The sequence below is a fragment of the Pseudomonas sp. SG20052 genome (assembly GCF_031766055.1).
GTDB classification, from domain to species: domain Bacteria; phylum Pseudomonadota; class Gammaproteobacteria; order Pseudomonadales; family Pseudomonadaceae; genus Aquipseudomonas; species Aquipseudomonas mandelii.
Genome location: NZ_CP134498.1, coordinates 2,410,117 through 2,429,264, shown reverse-complemented (window position 1 = coordinate 2,429,264; position 19,148 = coordinate 2,410,117). Strand labels below are relative to the sequence as shown.

General features: G+C 58.9%; 14 protein-coding genes and 2 pseudogenes. 8 read left to right on the top strand and 8 right to left on the bottom strand.

Going from position 1 to position 19,148, the window contains the following annotated elements:
- Positions 1–10: 10 nt before the first annotated feature.
- The 4 genes from RHP74_RS10975 to RHP74_RS10960 are packed head-to-tail and all read right to left on the bottom strand — an operon-like array spanning position 11 to position 5,102.
- Positions 11–961 carry an aldo/keto reductase gene (locus RHP74_RS10975; protein WP_311099362.1) on the bottom strand — a complete coding sequence of 317 codons (951 nt, stop codon included), beginning with the start codon at positions 959–961 and terminating at the stop codon, positions 11–13.
- A gap of 22 nt (positions 962–983) precedes the next feature.
- The gene (locus RHP74_RS10970) at positions 984–2,474 is read right to left on the bottom strand and encodes an efflux transporter outer membrane subunit (protein WP_311099361.1); all 1,491 of its coding nucleotides are present in this window, start codon (positions 2,472–2,474) and stop codon (positions 984–986) included.
- A gap of 19 nt (positions 2,475–2,493) precedes the next feature.
- Positions 2,494–3,966, bottom strand: a complete 1,473-nt coding sequence (locus RHP74_RS10965) for a DHA2 family efflux MFS transporter permease subunit (protein WP_311099360.1) — start codon at positions 3,964–3,966, stop codon at positions 2,494–2,496.
- The gene (locus tag RHP74_RS10960) at positions 3,966–5,102 is read right to left on the bottom strand and encodes an HlyD family secretion protein (protein ID WP_311099358.1); all 1,137 of its coding nucleotides are present in this window, start codon (positions 5,100–5,102) and stop codon (positions 3,966–3,968) included. The genes RHP74_RS10965 and RHP74_RS10960 overlap by 1 nt, the downstream gene beginning before the upstream one ends.
- 252 nt (positions 5,103–5,354) lie before the next feature.
- Between RHP74_RS10960 and RHP74_RS10955 the strand changes: the two genes are divergently transcribed.
- The 7 genes and pseudogenes from RHP74_RS10955 to RHP74_RS10925 form a co-directional block, all read left to right on the top strand.
- Positions 5,355–5,981, top strand: coding sequence for a TetR/AcrR family transcriptional regulator (locus RHP74_RS10955; protein WP_311099356.1), 627 nt, complete (start codon positions 5,355–5,357; stop codon positions 5,979–5,981).
- A complete protein-coding gene (mug, locus tag RHP74_RS10950; protein ID WP_311099354.1) occupies positions 5,974–6,480 on the top strand; it encodes a G/U mismatch-specific DNA glycosylase in 507 nt (168 codons plus the stop codon). The genes RHP74_RS10955 and mug overlap by 8 nt, the downstream gene beginning before the upstream one ends.
- Positions 6,481–6,673: 193 nt before the next feature.
- Positions 6,674–8,047: a glutamine synthetase family protein gene (locus RHP74_RS10945; RefSeq protein ID WP_311099353.1), complete on the top strand. Its 1,374-nt coding sequence runs from the start codon at positions 6,674–6,676 to the stop codon at positions 8,045–8,047.
- A 10-nt stretch (positions 8,048–8,057) separates the two neighbouring features.
- The gene (locus tag RHP74_RS10940; protein ID WP_311099351.1) at positions 8,058–9,449 is read left to right on the top strand and encodes an aldehyde dehydrogenase family protein; all 1,392 of its coding nucleotides are present in this window, start codon (positions 8,058–8,060) and stop codon (positions 9,447–9,449) included.
- Between the two features lie 3 nt (positions 9,450–9,452).
- On the top strand, positions 9,453–10,613 hold the full coding sequence (locus RHP74_RS10935) for an iron-containing alcohol dehydrogenase (protein ID WP_083377136.1): 1,161 nt from the start codon (positions 9,453–9,455) through the stop codon (positions 10,611–10,613).
- A gap of 132 nt (positions 10,614–10,745) precedes the next feature.
- Positions 10,746–12,311, top strand: coding sequence for an amino acid permease (locus tag RHP74_RS10930; protein WP_311099350.1), 1,566 nt, complete (start codon positions 10,746–10,748; stop codon positions 12,309–12,311).
- Positions 12,312–12,479: 168 nt separating this feature from the next.
- Positions 12,480–12,602, top strand: a pseudogene (locus tag RHP74_RS10925) (GNAT family N-acetyltransferase); the annotation flags it as partial.
- Between the two features lie 20 nt (positions 12,603–12,622).
- Here the strand turns inward: RHP74_RS10925 and RHP74_RS10920 are convergent.
- The 4 genes and pseudogenes from RHP74_RS10920 to RHP74_RS10905 all read right to left on the bottom strand — a co-directional run bounded on the left by RHP74_RS10920 (position 12,623) and on the right by RHP74_RS10905 (position 17,829).
- Entirely contained in the window at positions 12,623–13,735 is a 1,113-nt protein-coding gene (locus tag RHP74_RS10920) for a hypothetical protein (protein ID WP_010459008.1), read from the bottom strand.
- An 83-nt stretch (positions 13,736–13,818) separates the two neighbouring features.
- Positions 13,819–14,994, bottom strand: coding sequence for a DUF2252 domain-containing protein (locus RHP74_RS10915; protein WP_311100455.1), 1,176 nt, complete (start codon positions 14,992–14,994; stop codon positions 13,819–13,821).
- 542 nt (positions 14,995–15,536) lie between these two features.
- Positions 15,537–16,729: pseudogene (locus RHP74_RS10910) on the bottom strand (MFS transporter).
- A gap of 71 nt (positions 16,730–16,800) precedes the next feature.
- Positions 16,801–17,829: an alpha/beta hydrolase gene (locus tag RHP74_RS10905; RefSeq protein WP_311099347.1), complete on the bottom strand. Its 1,029-nt coding sequence runs from the start codon at positions 17,827–17,829 to the stop codon at positions 16,801–16,803.
- Between the two features lie 192 nt (positions 17,830–18,021).
- Here RHP74_RS10905 and RHP74_RS10900 point away from each other — a divergent pair, with 192 nt between their 5' ends.
- Positions 18,022–18,921 (top strand): LysR family transcriptional regulator, encoded by a 900-nt coding sequence (locus RHP74_RS10900; protein ID WP_010459000.1) that lies wholly within the window; start codon positions 18,022–18,024, stop codon positions 18,919–18,921.
- Positions 18,922–19,148 lie beyond the last annotated feature (227 nt).

Genomic DNA, 19,148 nt, shown 5'->3' with positions numbered 1-19,148 from the left:
TCATCATGGGTTACTTCTTGCGCGGAATAAATCCTGGGACACCGGTTTCCACCACCGAGTTGAATCGAATCCGGGTGGTGATGTCGTGCTGAATTTCAACCATGGCCCGTTGCGGCAAGGTCGAAATATCGAAGTTTTCCCGGATATGACTCGGCGTCGCAGACGTGGTCAGGAACGCCACGCCCCGCTGTACCGACCAGGCCAACGCCACTTGCGCCGGGGTTTTCTGCACGCGCTGGGCAATCTGGGTGATCACCGGTTCTTCCAGGACATTGGGCTCCATGCCGTGGCCCAGTGGCGCAAACGCAAGCACGATAATCCCATGCTCTTTGCAGAATTCGAGCAGTTCCCATTCTGGCAGGTACGGGTGAGCTTCAACTTGCACCACGGCCGGTTTGATCCGCGCCACTTCGACGATTTCTCGCAGTTTTTCCAGGGTAATGTCCGACAAGCCGATCGACTTGCAGCGGCCTTCATCCACCAGGCGCTCCAGCGCCCGCCAGGTCTCGATCAGCGTGACGCCGTCGTCGTAGATAACGTGGCCCTCTTCATCTCTCGGGTCCTGGTTGTCGCCGGGTTGAAAGGCAAACGGCGTGTGGATCAGGTAGCAGTCGATGTAATCAACTTGGAGGCGTCGGCAACTGGCCTCGAACGCCGGTGCGACGCGCTCGGGACGGTGGTTGGTGTTCCACAGTTTGGTGGTGACGAACAGGTCTTCGCGGCGGACTTTTCCGGCGTCCAGCATTTCCTTGAAGGCCACGCCCACCTGTTCTTCATTTCGATAACGCTCGGCGCAATCGAAATGGCGAAAGCCTGCTTCCAGCGCGTCCTTGACCGCCTGGGTGGTGACGCTGAGGTCGCGAAACAGGGTGCCGAATCCCACGGCCGGCATTGCGCCGGAGCCGTGATTCAACGGAAATTTCGTGTCACGAAGGTCATCGTTAAAGTGCTCGTAAGTCATGTCTGTACTCCAATCTCTGGGGCTATTGATACGAAGGTTTCGGGGCTTCGCGGCTGGCAACGCGCTGCTCGAACGCGCCGACGGAATTACCGCCGAGCGCCACGTACAGCCGCACGGTGTCGAGGTATTGCGCGGTCTTCACGCGGATCTGACCGAGCAACGCCTGCTCATAGGCACGCTCCGCTTCCAGCACCTGAAGGATGCTGTTCTCGCCTTGCGCATAGGCTTGCTGGTTCAAGCGCAAACTGGTGTCGGCGGCGCGTAACGCGTCTTCCTGCGCCAGGTTTTGCTCGGCGTCATGGTTGATGGCCTGCAGCGAGTCCGCGACCTGGCCGAACGACTGAATGACGGTCTGCTGGTAGCCAGCGAGCGTCGCCTTGTAGCCGTCGACGGCCGCCTGACGTTCAGCCTTGAGCGTTCCGCCATCGAACAGCGGCCCCGCGATCCCCGCCGCGAACCCCCAGAGTGCAGCGCCGCCATTGCCTGAGGCGGCCTGGGCCAACGACGCGGACAACGTGACGCGCGGGTAAAGATTGGCGGTGGCGATGCCGACGGCCGCGCTGGCCATGTGCAATTCGGCCTCGGCTTGCAGAACGTCCGGCCGGCCGTGGGCCATTTCCGAGGGCACGCTGACGGGCACGTTCGCCGGCAATACGAACTCGGCAAAATCAAAGTCCGGCGCGCTCCAGTCACCCGGGCCTTTGCCCGCCAGAATCGACAACGCGTGGCGTGCCGCATCGCGCTGCTGAGCGAGGGGCGGCAGCAGCGTGCGGTCCTGGGCGAGCCGGGTTTCGGCCAACGAAACGTCGATCTGCGTGGTGGTGCCGTTGGTGTGGGCCATGCGCACGAGGTCGAGGTTCTTGGCGTCATTGGCCAGCAGCTTCTCGACGGCCGCGATCTGCGCGTTGGCGGAAGCCACCAACAATGCCTGGCTGGCAACGTCGCCGGTCAGGGTCAGGTACGCCGCTTCATAACGATGCTTCTGCAGCGCGGTAAACGCTTCTTGCTGTTCGATCACGCGCTTGTTGCCGCCGAACACGTCAAGGTCAAAGCCAACCCGCGGCCCGATTGCATAGAAGTTGGAGGTGGCAGGCTCCTTGGCGTTGTGTACCCGCTGGCGGCCTGCCGTCGCGCCAAAATCGACTTGCGGATACAACGCACCTTCCGCGGCAGCTACCGAAGACGCGGCTTGCCGGATTGTTGCGTCCGCTGCCACGAGTTCAAGATTGCCCTCGATGGCGCGACGCACCACGCTGTTGAGCTTGTGCGACTGGAAAGCTGTCCACCAGTCACCGCGGACCTTTTTACCCAGGTCGATATGCTGTTCACCGGGCGTGTTGCCGCCCTGACCGAGGCGTTGCTCGGCCTGCTGGTCGTAGTGTTGCGACAGGCTCGGCGGCGGCATTTGGTAGTCAGGGCCGACGGTGCAAGCGGTCAGGAATACCAGCGCCGATACCGCACCGAAGGTGGTTTTGAACAGCTGTCTGTTGAGGAAGTGCGCATTGGATTTCATTGGGCAAACTCCACGAAAACTAGTTGGTCGGAACGGGCTTGCGAAGAAAGACAACCAGTGGGCTCACCACCAGCATCGCCACCATCAAAATCTTGAATTGATCGACCACCGCGATAAACGCTGCCTGGTGGGTGACCATGTGGTTGAGCTCCGCCAGGGCTTGCAGGGACATCGGCCCGACGCGGTACGGCGTCAGGTTGCTCACCAGCGCCACGTGCATCGCTTGCGTGTTGTTGAAGAAATACAACTGCACAATCGCCACGCCCAAAGTGCTGCCGTACACACGGGACAGATTGAACAGACCGGTGCCTTCAGGACGTAGCGTCGGATCGAGCGTGCTGAACGCAACGTTGGTCAGCGACGGCATCAAGATGCCGATGCCAATCCCCTGGATCGCACCGGCCACCGCCACGGGCGACCAGTCCATCAACGGCGAATAACCGAGCATCAGCCAGTTGGCATAAATCACCACGCCAACCCCTGCCGCCACGAACAGCCGACGGTCGAAACGCTCAGGCACACGGCCCATCAGCAGGAACGCACCGACCAGCCCGATGCCACGCGGAATGGTCAGGGAACCGGTGGTGTCCGGCGGGTAGCCGAGAATCTCGTCGAGCATTGGCGAGGTCAGCGCCATGGTCGACAGCAGCACGAAACCGACGGCGAAAAAGATGATCGTCGACAGCACGAAGTTGCGGTCGCTGAACAAGCGCTTGTTGAGGAAATGCACCTTCGCGGTCAACACATGCACGGCGAACAGGTACAGCCCCAGCGCAAAGCCGATCGCCTCCAGCCAGATCTCGGTCGAAGCAAACCAGTCCAGGCGTTCACCGCGATCGAGCAGCATTTGCAGGCTGATCAACCCCAGCGTGAAGCTGCCGAAGCCGAAGAAATCGAACGTCGGGCGCTTCTCGGCTTTCTTCTCGTTCAGCAACAGCGCCATCACCAGGAAGATGAATGCCGACAATGGAAGGCTGATGTAGAAGATCGGGCGCCAGTCGAAATGCTCGCCGATCCAGCCGCCGAGGCTCGGGCCGCTGACGATGCCGAACAGCACGATGGCGGTCCAGGTCGCGCCAAATTTTGCGCGCTTCTCCAGGGGCAATGTCTCCAGCGAAATCGCCATCGACAACGGTGCCAGCACGCCACTCGCCAGGCCTTGGATAATGCGCGCGCCGATGAATTCCAGTGGCGTGGTTGCCTGGGTGGAGAGCAGCAAGCCAAGGACGAAAAAGGCCAGCGCGGTTTGATAAACCAGTTTCAGGCCGAATCGCCCGGCGAGCCATTGCGCAACCGGCATGGTGATGGCGCTCGCCGCCAGGTACGAGGTGAAAATCCACCCGGCCTGGTCGTCGGTCATCGACAGGCTGCCCTGAATCAACCTGAGTACGGCATTCGGAAGCGGCAGGTTCGCCGACTGCATGTAAGTCGCGAGCAGCGCGGCGAACCTTATCGTTCCCGCACCTTGGGGTCCGGCAAGGTTGGCGTTCATCAGAAGTTACCTGCGGTCAACAGCGCCTTGAGCGGATGCCACCAGGGCGTGCGGTAGCCGGTATCGACCTTGACCGTGGCACTGGTGCCCGAGAACAGCGGCAACGCAGGATCGACCTCATCGAGCTCGAGCCGCACCGGTACGCGCTGCACAACCTTGACCCAGTTGCCGGTGGCATTTTCCGGCGGCAGCAGGGCGAAGTCCGATCCGGCACCCGGGCTCATGCTGGTCACGTGAGCTTTGAAAACGTGATCCGGATAGGTATCGATACTGACGGTCGCGGTCTGGCCGGGACGCATGTGGGTGACGTCGGTTTCACGGAAGTTGGCCTCGACCCAGATCTCGCGATCGGACAGCAGGGCAAAGGCTGGCGCGCCGTTGTTGACGAAGTTGCCAACCTGCAAATCGTCGACCTTGGCCACGATGCCGTCGTCCGGCGCATACACCGTCGCGTACGACAGGTAGAGCTGCGCTTCGTCGAGCTGAGCCTTGGCTTCGCGCACCGTCGGGTGGGTATCGGCGTCGATGTTTGGGTTGCCGTTCAGGGCAACCACAGTGCTGGCGATCTGTTGTTCAACCGACGCGATCCGTTGCCGGGCCACTTTGAGATCAGTGTCGGCGCGCTCGTAAATGGCGCGGGAGACGAATTCGGTCGCAACCAGCGCCTTCTTGCGGGCGAATTCCCGCTGGTCGAAATCGGCCGACTCTTTGGCCGATTGCAGCTCCGCCTGCTGCTGGCGATAACTGGCCTTGAGTCCATCGATACGCAGGCGCGCCACGCTCAACTGCGCTTCTGCACGGTTGACGGCGATCTGCAACGGTTTTGGATCAATGCGAAACAGCACCTGGCCCTTGTGAACCTGCTGATTGTCCTCGACGGCGATCTCGACCACTTGCCCGGAAACCCGCGCATTGATCGAGGCCTTGGCCACTCGGGCGTAGGCGTTATCGGTCGAAACAATCGCCGCGCCCGCTTGATGGTGGGCATAGCCAACCGCGGCGACAATCAGCGGCAGACCGATGATCAGCAATGGCCGCAGTTTCTGTTTGAAGGGTTTTTTGATAGGCGTATCGCCAAGGTTCGGCGCGGGGTGCTCGAAGCTCTGCGAAGCCGGGATGTCGAACTGTTTAGTCATGATCGAATACACCTTTCACCGGGACATCGGGCCGGCAAACAATGCGGCGGCCCCGACGTCAATAGTTGCTGTGAGGAATCAAGCCCGAGCACGGACTGGAGGATCGCTCCGCCGCACCTGTTTCGTCGCCGCAACACTCAGTTCGAGTTCCGCTTCAACAAACCGTAAACCAAGGAATTTCTGGTTCCTTAATTTTGTGCGATGGTGTAAGAATATCCCCACACAAACCCTCCATCAAGGTTTTTATACGACATGGCACAAAAAAAGATTACCGAAGCAAAAGGCCGCGGCCGTCCACGCGCTTACGACCCGCAGACAGCGCTGCAGCAAGCGCTTGGTGTGTTTTGGAGCACCGGTTATTCCGGCGCGTCGCTGGACAGCATCGCCACCGCAGCAGGCATGAATCGCCCAAGCCTCTATGCGGCATTCGGCGACAAACACGCGCTCTACATAAAAGCGCTTGAGCAATATTGGGAATTTGCAGCGGCGGCGATGCACGAAGCGCTGACGGACAGCAACCTGACCTTGCGCGATGCGTTGATGCGCTTCTACGAAGGGCAATTGTCGATTTACTTCTCCGGCGACGGCCAACCGCGCGGCTGCTTTGCGATCGGCACGGCGACCACCGAAGCGGTCGAGGATTCGGAAATACGCGAAGTGCTGTCGGACCGGCTCAGCAGGCTCGATGCCGATCTGGAAACACGCCTGCGAACCGCCATCGACTCCGGCGAGCTAAAAAGCGATGTCGACGCCGCCGCCCTCGCCGTCCTCGCGTCCTCCCTGCTGCACAGCATTTCAATCCGCGCGCGGGCGGGCAAATCCCGAGAAGAACTGACGGAGCTGGCACGCAATGCGGTCGGTGTGATTTGCGGTGCGTGAAGGACTCGAAGACATTCTGGCTGAACATCTGTCGGTGATTTTCTGCGGCATCAACCCGGGCATGTTGGCCGCCGCTGAAGGTCACCACTTTGCCGGCAGAGGCAATCGTTTCTGGCGCACGCTACATCTTGCAGGCTTCACGTCTGAACAGGTGCGCCCGGAAAACGACCGGACAATTTTGAATTATCACTGCGGATTAACCGCCGTGGTTGATCGGCCCACGGCGCGGGCGGATCAGTTATCCCTGCACGAATTCACCGCCGCCGCCGCGAGTTTTGAACAGAAGATCGCTCGCTATGCGCCACGCTACGTCGCGTTTCTCGGCAAGTCGGCGTACAGCGCGCTATCCGGCCAGCGAACCATTGCCTGGGGGCTTCAGGCACACACCTTTGGTAATGCCCAGGTCTGGGTCCTGCCCAACCCGAGCGGGCGAAATCTCGCCTTCACCCTTGACCAACTGGTGGCCGCGTACCGCCAACTCTGGTCGGCAGTGAATTAGCCTGCACCGAGGACATGCACGGCAATGCCCTCTACCCGGCGTCGATCAACAAAACTTGCGTTCAGCAACCGTAAGCTAAGCTTAGAGCAGCTTATTGCACACGATGCTCGCGTCTGCAGGTTTGGGGTTGTTCTGGAGAGCGTCTGCAACAGCTATTTCAGACAGGCCCAACCTATTCACGCAGGACTACGTGATGACCGAGCCCCTCCTCAGTTTTGATCAACTCAAACGTGCTGCCGCCTCCGGCGAGATTGATACTGTTCTGGTTTGCATGGTCGACATGCAAGGCCGACTGGTCGGCAAGCGATTCCAGGTCGAGTTTTTCATCGACAGCGGCCACGAAGAAACCCACTGCTGCAATTACCTGCTGGCCGACGACATTGACATGGAACCCGTGCCGGGGTACGCCGCCGCCAGTTGGAGCAAAGGCTACGGCGACTTCGTCCTCAAACCCGACATGTCCACTTTGCGACGGGTGCCCTGGCTGGAATGCACGGCGCTGGTACTGTGTGATGTCCTCGATCACCACCATCGGCGGGACCTGCCGCACAGCCCGCGGGCGATTCTGAAAAAGCAGATCGAGCGACTGCGCGAACGCGGCTACACCGGCATGTTCGCCTCGGAACTGGAGTTCTATCTGTTCGACGAGAGCTACGAGGCCATCCACAAGCGCAACTACCTCAAACCAAAAACCGCCGGCCACTACATCGAGGATTACAACATCCTCCAGACCACCCGCGAGGAGCCGGTGCTGCGGGCGATTCGCAAGCATCTGCAAGCGTCCGGCATTCCCGTGGAAAACTCCAAGGGTGAATGGGGCCCGGGCCAGGAAGAGATCAACATTCGTTACGCCGATGCGCTGACCATGGCCGACCACCACGTCATCATCAAGCACGCCTGCAAAGAGATCGCGCAGTTGCAAGGCAAGGCGATCACGTTCATGGCCAAGTGGCGGTATGACGCCGCCGGTTCCAGCAGCCATATTCACAATTCGCTGTGGGACAAAAACGCCAAGAAGCCGCTGTTTTTCGATGCCAAGGCCGAGTTCGGCATGTCGAAGTTGATGCGTGCCTGGGTGGCCGGGCAGCTCAAATACGCCAACGACATCACCTGCTTTCTCGCGCCGTACATCAACTCCTACAAGCGCTTTCAGGCCGGCACCTTTGCGCCGACCCGGGCGGTCTGGAGCCGCGACAATCGCACCGCGGGCTTTCGTCTGTGTGCAGAAAGCAGCAAATCCATCCGCATCGAATGCCGCATCGGCGGCGCCGACCTCAACCCTTATCTGGCCTTTGCCGCGTTGATCGCTGCGGGGCTGGCCGGTATCGACGAGAAGCTCAACCTCACGCCGCCCTTTGAAGGCGATGCCTACGTTGACGAACACTTGCCTGAAGTGTCGAAGACACTGCGCGAAGCCTGCGCCGCCCTTCAGGGCTCCACCATGTTGCGCGAGTCATTCGGTGATGAAGTGATCGACCACTACGTGCACACCGCCGAGTGGGAGCAGAAAGAGTACGACCGGCGCATCACCGACTGGGAATTGCAGCGCGGTTTCGAGCGCTATTGAGACCGTCATCATGACTGCAACGATTCAACTCATTTCACCGGTCGATGGCCGGGTCTATGCCGAACGTCGCTGCGCCGATGCTGCGCAGATCGAGCAGGCGCTGGCGGCTGCCGCAGCGGCCCAGGCGCAATGGAAGCACCGACCGCTGAACGAGCGCGCCGACTTTTGCGGTGCCGCCGTTGACGCGATGCTGGCCATGAAGGACGAAATCGTCCCGGAACTGGCCTGGCAAATGGGCCGCCCCGTGCGCTTTGGCGCGGGCGAACTGCGCGGTTTCGAAGAGCGCGCCCGGCATATGATCGCCATTGCACCCGAAGCGTTGGCAGCCATTGAACCCACGCCTGTCACCGGTTTCCGCCGCTGTATCAAGCGCGAGCCGATGGGTACGGTGCTGGTCGTCGCTCCTTGGAATTACCCCTATCTGACGGCAGTGAATACGATCATTCCGGCACTGATGGCCGGCAACAGCGTCATCCTCAAACACGCCTCACAAACGCTGCTGGTGGGCGAACGGTTCGCCGAAGCGTTTCGCCGCGCCAATCTACCCGAAGGCCTGTTCCATAACCTGCTGCTCAATCATGACCAGACCGCCGCAATCATTGCCTCTGGCCGCGTGCAGCAGGTGAACTTCACCGGCTCGGTCGGCGGTGGCAGAACGATGGAAAGCGCAGCGTCAGGCCACTTCCTCGGCCTGGGCCTGGAACTCGGCGGCAAGGACCCGGCCTACGTCCGCGCAGACGCCAACCTCGACCACGCGGTGGAAAACCTGGTGGACGGCAGCTTCTTCAACTCCGGGCAAAGCTGCTGCGCCGTCGAGCGCATCTATGTCGATGAAAAAATCTACCCGGCGTTTGTCGAGCGATTCGTCGCGCTGACGAATCAATACGTACTGGGCAATCCATTGGACGAAGCCACCACACTCGGTCCGCTGGTCAATCCGGGCGCGGCTGAATTTGTGCGCGGGCAGATCGCCGATGCGCTGGCCAAGGGCGCAACAGCGCTGATCGATCCGAAGGCCTTTCCCCTCGACGCACCCGGCAGCGCCTACCTCGCGCCCCAGGTGCTGGTCGATGTCAGCCATCACATGTCGGTGATGCGCGAAGAAAGTTTTGGTCCAGTGGTCGGCATCATGCCGGTGACCAGCAATGACCAGGCCATTTCCTTGATGAACGACAGCGAGTTCGGGCTCAGCGCTTCCGTCTGGACTCAGGACCTCGCCGCCGCCGAACGCTTGGGCAACGCGATCGACACCGGCACCGTGTTCATGAACCGCTGCGATTACCTGGACCCGTCCCTGGCCTGGACCGGCGTCAAGAACAGCGGTCGCGGCGTGACGCTATCGCGCCTGGGCTACGAGCATCTGACCCGAGCAAAATCCTTCCATTTGCGCCATGAGATCTGAGCCATGAGCCTGACCGGAAACTGGAACTACCCCACGAGCATCCGCTTCGGTGTCGGTCGCATCGGCGAGCTGGCCGAGGTCTGTCGCAGCCAGGGTATCCAGCGACCGTTGCTGGTCACCGACAGCGGCCTGGGGCGCGCGCCGATCACCACGGCGGCGTTGGATTCCTTGCGTGCCGCCGGCCTCGGCGTCGCGCTGTTTTGCGACCTCAAGCCCAATCCTGTCGAAGCCAACCTCGCAGGCGGACTCGATGCCTGGCGCGCCGGCAAACACGATGGCGTGGTGGCTTTTGGCGGCGGCAGCGGCCTGGACATGGGCAAGCTCATCGCTTTCATGAGCGGCCAGACCCGGCCGGTCTGGGATTTCGAAGACATCGGCGACTACTGGACACGCGCCAACGAGAGCCAAATCGCTCCGGTTATCGCGGTGCCGACGACGGCGGGCACCGGTTCGGAAGTAGGCCGCGCAGCGGTGATTATCGATGAACGCACCCACACCAAACGCATCATCTTCCACCCGAAAATGATGCCGCGCGTGGTCATCAGTGACCCGGCCCTGACCGTCGGCATGCCGGCCAAAGTCACCGCCGGCACCGGCATGGACGCCTTGGCGCACTGCCTGGAAGCCTACTGCGCGCCTGGTTTTCACCCGCTGGCCGATGGCATCGCAGTGGAAGGCATCCGCTTGGTGGCCAACGCGCTGGTGCGGGCAGTCCACACCCCGTCCGATCTCGATGCGCGCGCGCAAATGCTCGCCGCCGCCGCGATGGGCGCCACCGCATTCCAGAAAGGCCTGGGCGGCATGCACGCCCTCTCGCATCCGGTCGGCGCGCTGTACGACACCCATCACGGCATGACCAACGCCACCTTCATGCCCTACGTACTGCAATTCAATCGCCCCGCCATCGAAGAACGCATCACGCGCCTGGCGGCTTATCTGCGCCTGCCCTCGCCCGGCTTCGACAGCTTTCTGGCCTTCATCCTCAAACTGCGCAAAGACATCGGCGTGCCGCACACGCTGGTCGAGTTGGGCGTGGATGACCAACAGGCCGACCTGATCGCGGACATGGCCATTGTCGACCCCTCTGCCGGTGGTAACCCGCTGCCATTGACCCGGGCTGGCGCGGCAAGCATTTTCGACGCGGCTTATCACGGCCGTATCTAGAGCAGTTGTCTGTCCAGACATGGGCATGGACAGGGTGTACCGGTTGAAAAAGGAGCAGTACGACAAGGGGTTGAAAGCCAGCCCATCCGGGACACGGATGGATGCGTATCAAAACCTGAAGGGGCACACAACATGAAGCCAGCAAGCCAAGCCGGCACCAACGCGTCGCACGACGATGACGTCAAGGTGCTGCACAGCATGGGCTATGCCCAGCAACTCTCGCGACGAATGGGCGTTTTCTCCAACTTTGCCATTTCCTTTTCGATCATCTGCATCCTCTCGGGTGGCATCAACTCACTCGCCCAGGGCACCTCGGGCGCGGGTGGTGCGTCCATCGGCATCGGCTGGCCGGTCGGTTGCCTGATCTCCGGAGTCTTCGCCATGGCCATGGCGCAGATCTCATCAGCCTACCCAACCGCTGGCGGCCTCTATCACTGGGGCTCGATTCTCGGGAACCGCTTTACCGGGTGGCTGACGGCCTGGTTCAACTTGTTGGGGCTGGTGACCGTACTCGGCGCGATCAACGTCGGCACTTACTACTTCTTTTTTGGTGCTTTCGGACCCGCATTGGGGATGGAAGACACCATCACGACACGGATGATTTTCCTGGCGATGCTCACGGGGTTGCAGGCCTTGTTTAACCACCTGGGGATTGGCCTGACCGCGAAGCTCACCGATTTCTCGGGCTATCTGATCTTCGCCACTGCACTGGCGCTGACCATCGTCTGCCTGATCTCGGCGCCCAGTTATGAGTTTGCCCGGTTATGGACCTTCAGCAACTACTCCGGCGAAGCAGGCGGCAACGTCTGGCCGCAGGTCTCGAACGGCTGGATCTTCATGCTCGGCCTGCTCTTGCCGATCTACACCATCACCGGTTATGACGCCTCCGCGCACACCTCCGAAGAAACCCGCAATGCCGCCCTGTCCGTGCCACGGGGCATGGTCATGTCGGTGGTCTGGTCGATGCTGTTCGGCTGGGTGATGCTCAGCTCGTTCGTGCTGATGCTGCCTAGCATGGACGAAGCGGCGAAGCATGGCTGGACCGTGTTTTTCTGGGCGATGGACACGCAAGTGAACCCGACGGTAAAAACGGCGCTGTACGTGGCCATTTTCATCTCGCAATTCCTCTGCGGACTGGCGACCGTGACCTCGGTCTCGCGCATGATCTTCGCCTTCTCCCGCGACGGAGGCCTGCCCTTCTCCAGAGCATTGTCATCGGTCTCGCCAACCCTGCGCAGCCCGGTGGCGGCAATCTGGACCGGCGCTACCCTCGCGGTGTTGTTCGTCTGGGGCTCGTCGGTGATCTCGATCGGTGAAACACCGGTCTACACCATCGTCGTGTCTTGCACGGTGATCTTCCTGTTCTTCTCCTTCATCATCCCTATCGTGCTCGGCCTGTTCACCTACGGGACCTCGAGATGGCCAACCATGGGACCGTGGAACATGGGACGATTCTGGTTCACCGTGTTCGCCCTCCTCTCGATCCTGTCGATGGTGATCATCTTCGTCATCGGCATCCAGCCACCGAACGATTGGGCGCTGTACATCACCATCGGCTTCCTGGTGCTGACGGCGATTGTCTGGTTCGGTTTTGAAGCCCGCCGCTTCCAGGGGCCGCCGGTGGGCGACGTGATCATCAGGCGTCAGGCCGAAATCGCTGCGGCGGAAGAGGCGCTGAACAAACGTTTCGGAGACTGATACCACCACCATAAAAACGGGACGCCAAGCGTCCCGTTTTATGAAAACAGATAGATCAGGAGTTGTTTAATGAACTGACATTCACTTCCTACAGGCACTGATAGCTTCGACAACGCCCACAAAGCCACTACCGCCTGAGCCTGTTCCCCGGCAGCAATCCCGAGGTGTGTTGGCGCTGTGCGGGTACCGTCGTCGATTACAGCAGAGGAGTTTTACGCTGCGTTGGGTTATCAGAACATCCGCGACGAGTTCCATGGGGCTGAGCACACCATCGTTATGGAAAAGCGGCTTGAGGCTACCCCCTTAGTCGCTCAGTTTGCGGGCACGGTGATCACAGGCGTTTGTGGCGCCACGCCCGTTTCGGCCAGCGAAAACAGGACAAGAATAAACAAGAACTCCGATTTGGATTTCATGTCACGGTCATCGATCCAGAACCAATAGTCGCGATAGCGAACGGCTGCATAGGCATCGATTGGCCGCTCCCTGCTTGAGTGAATGCGCACTAATGGTTCGTCCCATGGGCTTGGATGCTCAGGCGCGGCAGGCGCCGGGTTTGCACGGCCTTCTTGCACATGGGCAGGTGGAACCTCGATGGTAGCGGCCAGCTCCACGAAGATTTCCGACATGGAACGAGTGAGTAGCACGACCTCGGTATCATCCTGCTGCACCATGCCGAACTTTAGATTCAGCTCGCTGGCATCGGGGCTCAAGTGAAGGAGTTCGCGCACCTTTCGGCGATCTTTCTCGATGTCGTCGGAGACGTCCCGCGAGATCAGGACGAGCATGCTTTCATCGTTGCTTCGTTGATTGATGCGCATCCCCAGCGACTCAGAGCGCTGGATCCGTCTGAAGGCCTCCAGTAACTCGTAGAAACGCGGATCTGCTGCTCGAAAACGCGAGGGGGATGTGGATCGGTTATAGACACCATTAACGGCGCTGGTGGTCAATTGCAGGACGCGATCTATAGGATAGCCGGCCTGAATCAGGGAGAACACGGCAGCCGGCGATAGGGGCTGCAATAAATAACGAGAGAATCTCTCCCCGGAAAGCGGGGTGTAGCTGATCGTCGGACGATCCGTGTACACCCCGGATGCCCCTATGGCCTGGCTGTTTCCATCGCTGGGAAGTCCAGAATACCAACTCGCTGCGAGGGTGACCTGGCTCTGCATCGCGCTGGAGGCAATGACCGAGGAAACCTCGAGGAACACGGGCGCATCTGCGTAGCGTAATTTGACGATATTGAGCAGTGTCTGTTCTTTCCAGGTCGAGGCAATAACTGCACTGTAATCTGTACGGTCACGCTGAATCGAGTTCGGTCCCATCGTTGTGCACCCGGTCACGCAGCAGGCAACGAAGAAGAGCGCTACTTGACGAGTACGGCCCGGCAATAGCCTGGTCTTCGCCGTTGAAAGATCGTGATCCATGACCTTGCCTCACAACGTATTGTTCTGTTGCACTGGGCAATCGGGTTCAGCACGCGAGGTAATGACTGCGCACTGGATCGGTTTCATAAGTCTTCTTCTATCAACACTTTGATGCGCCCTGATTTTTCAGCGGCCACCAACGAGGCATGGTCTTTCGCGTTTTGCTTGGCGTAGCTCTGGGCAAATTCGCCAATAGCCAGATCGAAGGTGTCCGACTTGCCCAAATAGCCGCTGATGAGCGCAGCATCCCCGGATTTGGCGTGGGCACGGGCCAGTGTGAGACCGCACAACTCGGCATACAGCTTCATCTGATCGACCGTCGCGCCTTCGACAGGGGCCGCCATTTTCATGTCTCGCAACTGCCGTACGAAGAAATGCCGGCCATTTTCCCCCTGTGTCCAGCCCAGGAAAATATCGCTGGAGGCCTGCATCAGGCGTTGCCCGGTGACCACGCGCTCACCTTGATTCTCAAAGTCACTCTTGCCCGCAAAAGGAGCCAACACCGAAGGACAGGCTTCCTTGAATTGAAGGAGCAACGGGTGATTTTCAGCAGAAAAGAACAGGCCGACAAAACAATAGGTGCCGACGCTTCCGATCCCGACAGCCTTGACGACAAAGTCTTCGAGACGGTAACGATCGAACAGCACACGCCGTTCAAGCGGTAGCGATAATCGATAGTCTTGCAGCGCCACCTGCACACGTTGTGCAAAGTCCTTTTCATAGATATGAAACAGTATCGGTGGCTGATCGAGCAGGCGTCGACGTCCCGCTACTACGCTGCTGATTGTCGGATAAAGGTATTCGCCGATGCGTGCTTTGGCCTTGGCAATCAGCTGAACTCGGTTCTTTTTGATTTTCGCGTTGGGGGCCATGTCGATGATCGTTTGAGCGTCCAGGCGGTCATACCAGACGTCCAGCGGGCTCATCTTCGACAGTTTGCGCAGGCGCTCGCGGTAAGCACGAACACACTGGACCGCTATCGCCTGGGCGTCTTTGTCGCTGAGCCGGTTGTCACGGGCAGCCACGACGAAACTGATTGCGAGGCGTTTTACATCCCATTCCCAGGGGGCTGGAAGCGTTTCGTCGAAATCGTTAATGTCAAAAATCAGGTTGCGTTCAGGAGTGGCAAAAAGTCCGAAGTTCAAAAGATGACAATCCCCGCAGGCTTGGACTTGAATGCCTGTGTTCGGCGTATTAGCCAAGTCATGCGCCATCACCCCGGCAGAGCCACGCAAAAAGGTAAACGGGCTGCGTAACATGCGCCCGTAGCGAACCGGAATCAGATTGGGCAGGCGATATCGGTTAGACGCTTCCAGGATTTCAATAGGGTCGCGGTGTTTACGCTTCGGTTTCCAAACGGCGTGAAGTGCGTGCGGCACGCTCTCGGATAAACGCTCACCTGCTTCCAGTCGTTCTTTGCGCGAGCGAAATATCGGTTCATCGTTCTCCATGCCTTTTGCGTCCTTCAACGTACCTTTGATAGGACTCTGCTTGTTGCGAGACATGTCCGCTCCTTTGTTCTCTGGGGCACCATTGAGTCAACCACGGTTGTAATGAGCCATATCAGGGCAAGGCCGTAGCCATTTTTCATCAAAACGCTAACACCAGATGGCATTGGCATTTCTGACAAAAATCAATGCAGCGACGGGAAAAGCGTTCAGTGATGGGATGCCTTCAAGCAGATGTGCCAACGCCCGGATCTACCGGGCGTTCGATGGAAAAATAAATCCGTCTCCTTTTTTTCTTTTTCCTTTTTTCCTTTTTTTCCTCTCACACTTCCCCTCACGCAACAGCGGCATTGTCATCGTAATGGGGGCAGATCCGATCGTGATACGAACAGTGCAAGCACGGCAGCCACCAGAAGAAACAGTCCACTCGCGATGAACGTAGCCTGGTAGCCAGCTCCGTCATAAAGCAGCCCACCCAGCGTCGCGCCGAGTGTGATAGCCAACTGAATAACCGCCACCATCAAACCGCCTCCGGTTTCGGCATCACGGGGAAGCGTGCGTGATAGCCATGTGAACCAGCCCACAGGCGCGCACGTAGCAATCAGGCCCCACACCCCCAGCAAAACGGCTGTCGCCCACATCGAGTTGCCGAAGACGAGTAGAGCCACAGCAATCCCGACATCAGCAGTGGAATGATCATCAGCACTCGATTAAGGCTTCTGTTCAACACCGGGCCGATCACCATGGTGCCCACCAATCCGGCCATTCCGATAATCAGCAATAGCAGTGACAGTCCAGACACATCAACGCGGGTCACCGACTCTAGAAACGGACGCAGATAGGTGAATAACGCGAACTGCCCCATAAACAAAAATGCCACTGCGGCCATACCCAGCGAGACGTTGGCGCTACCTAACAGCCGAAACACATCAAGTGCAGATCCAGACTCAATTTGCCCAGGCATTTTCGGCAGCGTGAATGCTTGCCAACAGAGCGCCAGAGCGGCGAGCGGAACCACGCAGAAGAATGCACCTCGCCAGCCGATCAGCCCGCCCATGAAACTGCCAATGGGGGCTGCGACTGCAGTGGCGAGTGCGGTACCGCCCTGAATCAAAGCGATGGCTTTAGGTACAAAACTTTCGGGAGCAATCCGTATCATGACGGCGGTCGACATTGACCAACTGCCACCAATGGCGATCCCCAAAATGGCTCGACCCACCATCAGTGTCGAGTAGTTCGGGGCAAAAGCGACGAGCGTGCCAGAGGCAATCATCAAGGCCGTCAGGAAAAGCAAAACGGGTCTTCGGTCGAGCCGGCGAATGACTGAAGAAATGAAAAGGCTGGTGGCGACCGCGAAGAGGCCGGAAACTGAAATCGCTTGTCCGGCCTGCCCCTCTGTCAGCGCGAGATCGGTCGCAATCGGTGTGAGCAAGCTCACCGGCAGAAACTCCGATGTCACCAACGCAAAGGCGCACAGCGACATCGCCAGGACGGCGCCCCATACCTGTCGGCTCGCGGCTTGAATAGGTAAGGCAATGCTGCTCATCTGATTTCCTTCAATACGTAAAGCGCCAATGCCTGTTGAGAGCGCATGGGCTGATAGCCCAACGATCAGTGTCACTTAAGGTTGGTTTGGAAGAACGAGGTCAGCTTGGCAAACGGGATAAGATCGACCCGATCATAGAGATCCACGTGGCCCGCACCTGGAATGATGACAAGCTCTTTGGGTTGACCAGCCAGACGATCGGCCTCTTCACTGAACTCACGGGAGTGAGCGTTTTCACCGGCGATAAACAGCATCGGACGTGGCGAGATCGTCTCGATATCGTTGAACGGATAGAAATTCATGAACTTGGTATTGCTGGCCAGCGTCGGGTGAGTGGTCAGTAACGGCGACTGGCCTTGGGGGGTGAACTCACCGCGTGGCGTGCGGTAAAAATCGTAGAACTCGCGCTCGATAGCGTTGGACTTGTCCGTCAGCTCGTGGACAGTTCCGCTGGTGTACTGGGTTTCGCCCCCGATGAACTCGACATAGCGCTGCTCGGCAGCAGCGGCGATCGCTTGTTTCCTCTGCTCGACAGTGACGGAATGCTTCAGGCCATTTCGATTGGCCGCGCCCATGTCGTACATGCTGACCGTGGCAATGGCCTTCATCCGAGGGTCGATCTTGGCAGCGCTGATGACGAAGCTGCCGCTACCGCAAATGCCCAGGACACCAATCCGGTTCCGATCAATGAACGTCTGTGTGCCAAGGTAATCAACAGCGGCACTGAAGTCCTCAGCATAAATTTCTGACGAGACCGCGTTGCGCGGTTGCCCATCACTTTCGCCCCAGAACGACAGATCGATGGCAAGGGTCACGAAACCTTGCTCCGCCAGTTTCTGGGCATACAGGTTCGAACTCTGCTCTTTGACCGCGCCCATTGGATGGCCAACGATGATCGCTGCGCTTTTGCTGCCTGGTTTCAAATCTTTAGGAACAAACAGATTCCCTGCAGTTTTCATCTGGTACTGATTGTTGAAGGTCACCTTCTTCATCGTGACCTTCTCACTTTTGTAAAAGTTATCGGCTCCGTTAGACATGTCGGCTCCCAGTGCAGAGAGCGACGCCATCAGAAGGCCGAGCAAGATAACGAGTGTTCTCATGAGGTGCTCCCATCAGTGAATAGGGGCTGACCGGCCGGATTATTGGCTCTGGATCAGCGAGTGGTATGAGCCATGCCTGTAATTACAGGTGAGGCTTGCCCCCATTCTCCGGGAATACGTCATGCTTGATAATCTAATGAAAGCTTGTTGAAGTTATAAGCACAGCTAATCAATTGCGATAGGCAGGCTCCGATGCCACGACATAATTTGAACGACCTTCTGGCCTTTGTGACGGTCGCCAGGGAAGGCAGCTTCACCCGAGCGGCCGCCCTCTTGGGTGTCACGCAATCCGCCCTGAGCCAGACAGTTTCCGGGCTTGAAAAGCGCCTGAAAATTCGCCTACTGACGCGTACCACTCGCAGCGTTTCGCCGACGAGCGCGGGGGAACGCCTGATGCAAGCCATTGGTCATCGTTTTGACGAGATCGAGGCCGAACTGGATGCTTTGACCGAGCTTCGTGACAAGCCGGCGGGCACGGTGCGCATTACTTGCGGTGATTTTGTCCTGAAGACAATTCTCCTTCCGCGACTCACGCCTTTGCTCCTCGAATACCCTGACATCAAGGTTGAGTTTGATATCAACTATGGCTTCCGGGACATCGTTGCTGATCGCTTCGATGCGGGCATCAGATTCGGCGACACCGTCGATAAAGATATGATCGCCGCGCCTATCGGACCTGAAGTACGGATGGCTGCGGTGGCATCGCCTTCGTATTTCGCACGCAACAGCATGCCCAAGAAACCGCAGGATCTGGTGAATCACACATGCATCGACATACGCTATCCAACCCTTGGCGGAGTTGACGCCTGGGAATTCGAAAAGCGTGGTCGAAAGATCAACGTGCGTGTCGTGGGCCAGGTCATTGTGAATACCAGCGCACATGTCCCGGCAGCGGCAGTTAATGGCTTAGGCATTGCCTATTTACCGGAGGAAGAATTTGCACCGCACATTGAAGAGGGCCGCTTGGTGCGGGTACTGGAAGACTGGTGCCCTTTATTCCCGGGTTATCACCTGTACTACCCAAGCCGTCGTTTGCCGACTCCAGCCTTCTCGCTCGTTCTGAATGCTCTACGCGGTGAGGCTTTCTATTAACGCGGCGGATGGGATGGGGGGCTTTGAACCGAATGCGGTTACCGCCTTTGATGCAGGGCATTGGAAGGCGGAAACAACAACTATCGGGCGGTAAATCTCTAAACGAGGGCATTACGAGCCGCCCTTGGGCTTGGACGAAATGTGCGGGTATCGTCTTCCGACACATTAGCGTGCAGCGTGTCGGGATAGACGGTGGCGCTGGAGCCAAAGCAGATCGACCCCAGCAC

Excerpts from the sequence above, each read along its gene's own strand:
- RHP74_RS10930 (WP_311099350.1), top strand. The coding sequence starts at position 10,746 with ATGAAGCCAGCAAGCCAAGCCGGCACCAACGCGTCGCACGACGATGAC.
- RHP74_RS10915 (WP_311100455.1), bottom strand. The coding sequence starts at position 14,994 with ATGTTACGCAGCCCGTTTACCTTTTTGCGTGGCTCTGCCGGGGTGATG.
- RHP74_RS10970 (WP_311099361.1), bottom strand. The coding sequence starts at position 2,474 with ATGAAATCCAATGCGCACTTCCTCAACAGACAGCTGTTCAAAACCACC.
- RHP74_RS10920 (WP_010459008.1), bottom strand. The coding sequence starts at position 13,735 with ATGGATCACGATCTTTCAACGGCGAAGACCAGGCTATTGCCGGGCCGT.
- RHP74_RS10905 (WP_311099347.1), bottom strand. The coding sequence starts at position 17,829 with ATGAGAACACTCGTTATCTTGCTCGGCCTTCTGATGGCGTCGCTCTCT.
- RHP74_RS10940 (WP_311099351.1), top strand. The coding sequence starts at position 8,058 with ATGACTGCAACGATTCAACTCATTTCACCGGTCGATGGCCGGGTCTAT.
- RHP74_RS10945 (WP_311099353.1), top strand. The coding sequence starts at position 6,674 with ATGACCGAGCCCCTCCTCAGTTTTGATCAACTCAAACGTGCTGCCGCC.
- RHP74_RS10960 (WP_311099358.1), bottom strand. The coding sequence starts at position 5,102 with ATGACTAAACAGTTCGACATCCCGGCTTCGCAGAGCTTCGAGCACCCC.
- RHP74_RS10965 (WP_311099360.1), bottom strand. The coding sequence starts at position 3,966 with ATGAACGCCAACCTTGCCGGACCCCAAGGTGCGGGAACGATAAGGTTC.
- RHP74_RS10975 (WP_311099362.1), bottom strand. The coding sequence starts at position 961 with ATGACTTACGAGCACTTTAACGATGACCTTCGTGACACGAAATTTCCG.
- RHP74_RS10900 (WP_010459000.1), top strand. The coding sequence starts at position 18,022 with ATGCCACGACATAATTTGAACGACCTTCTGGCCTTTGTGACGGTCGCC.
- RHP74_RS10935 (WP_083377136.1), top strand. The coding sequence starts at position 9,453 with ATGAGCCTGACCGGAAACTGGAACTACCCCACGAGCATCCGCTTCGGT.
- RHP74_RS10955 (WP_311099356.1), top strand. The coding sequence starts at position 5,355 with ATGGCACAAAAAAAGATTACCGAAGCAAAAGGCCGCGGCCGTCCACGC.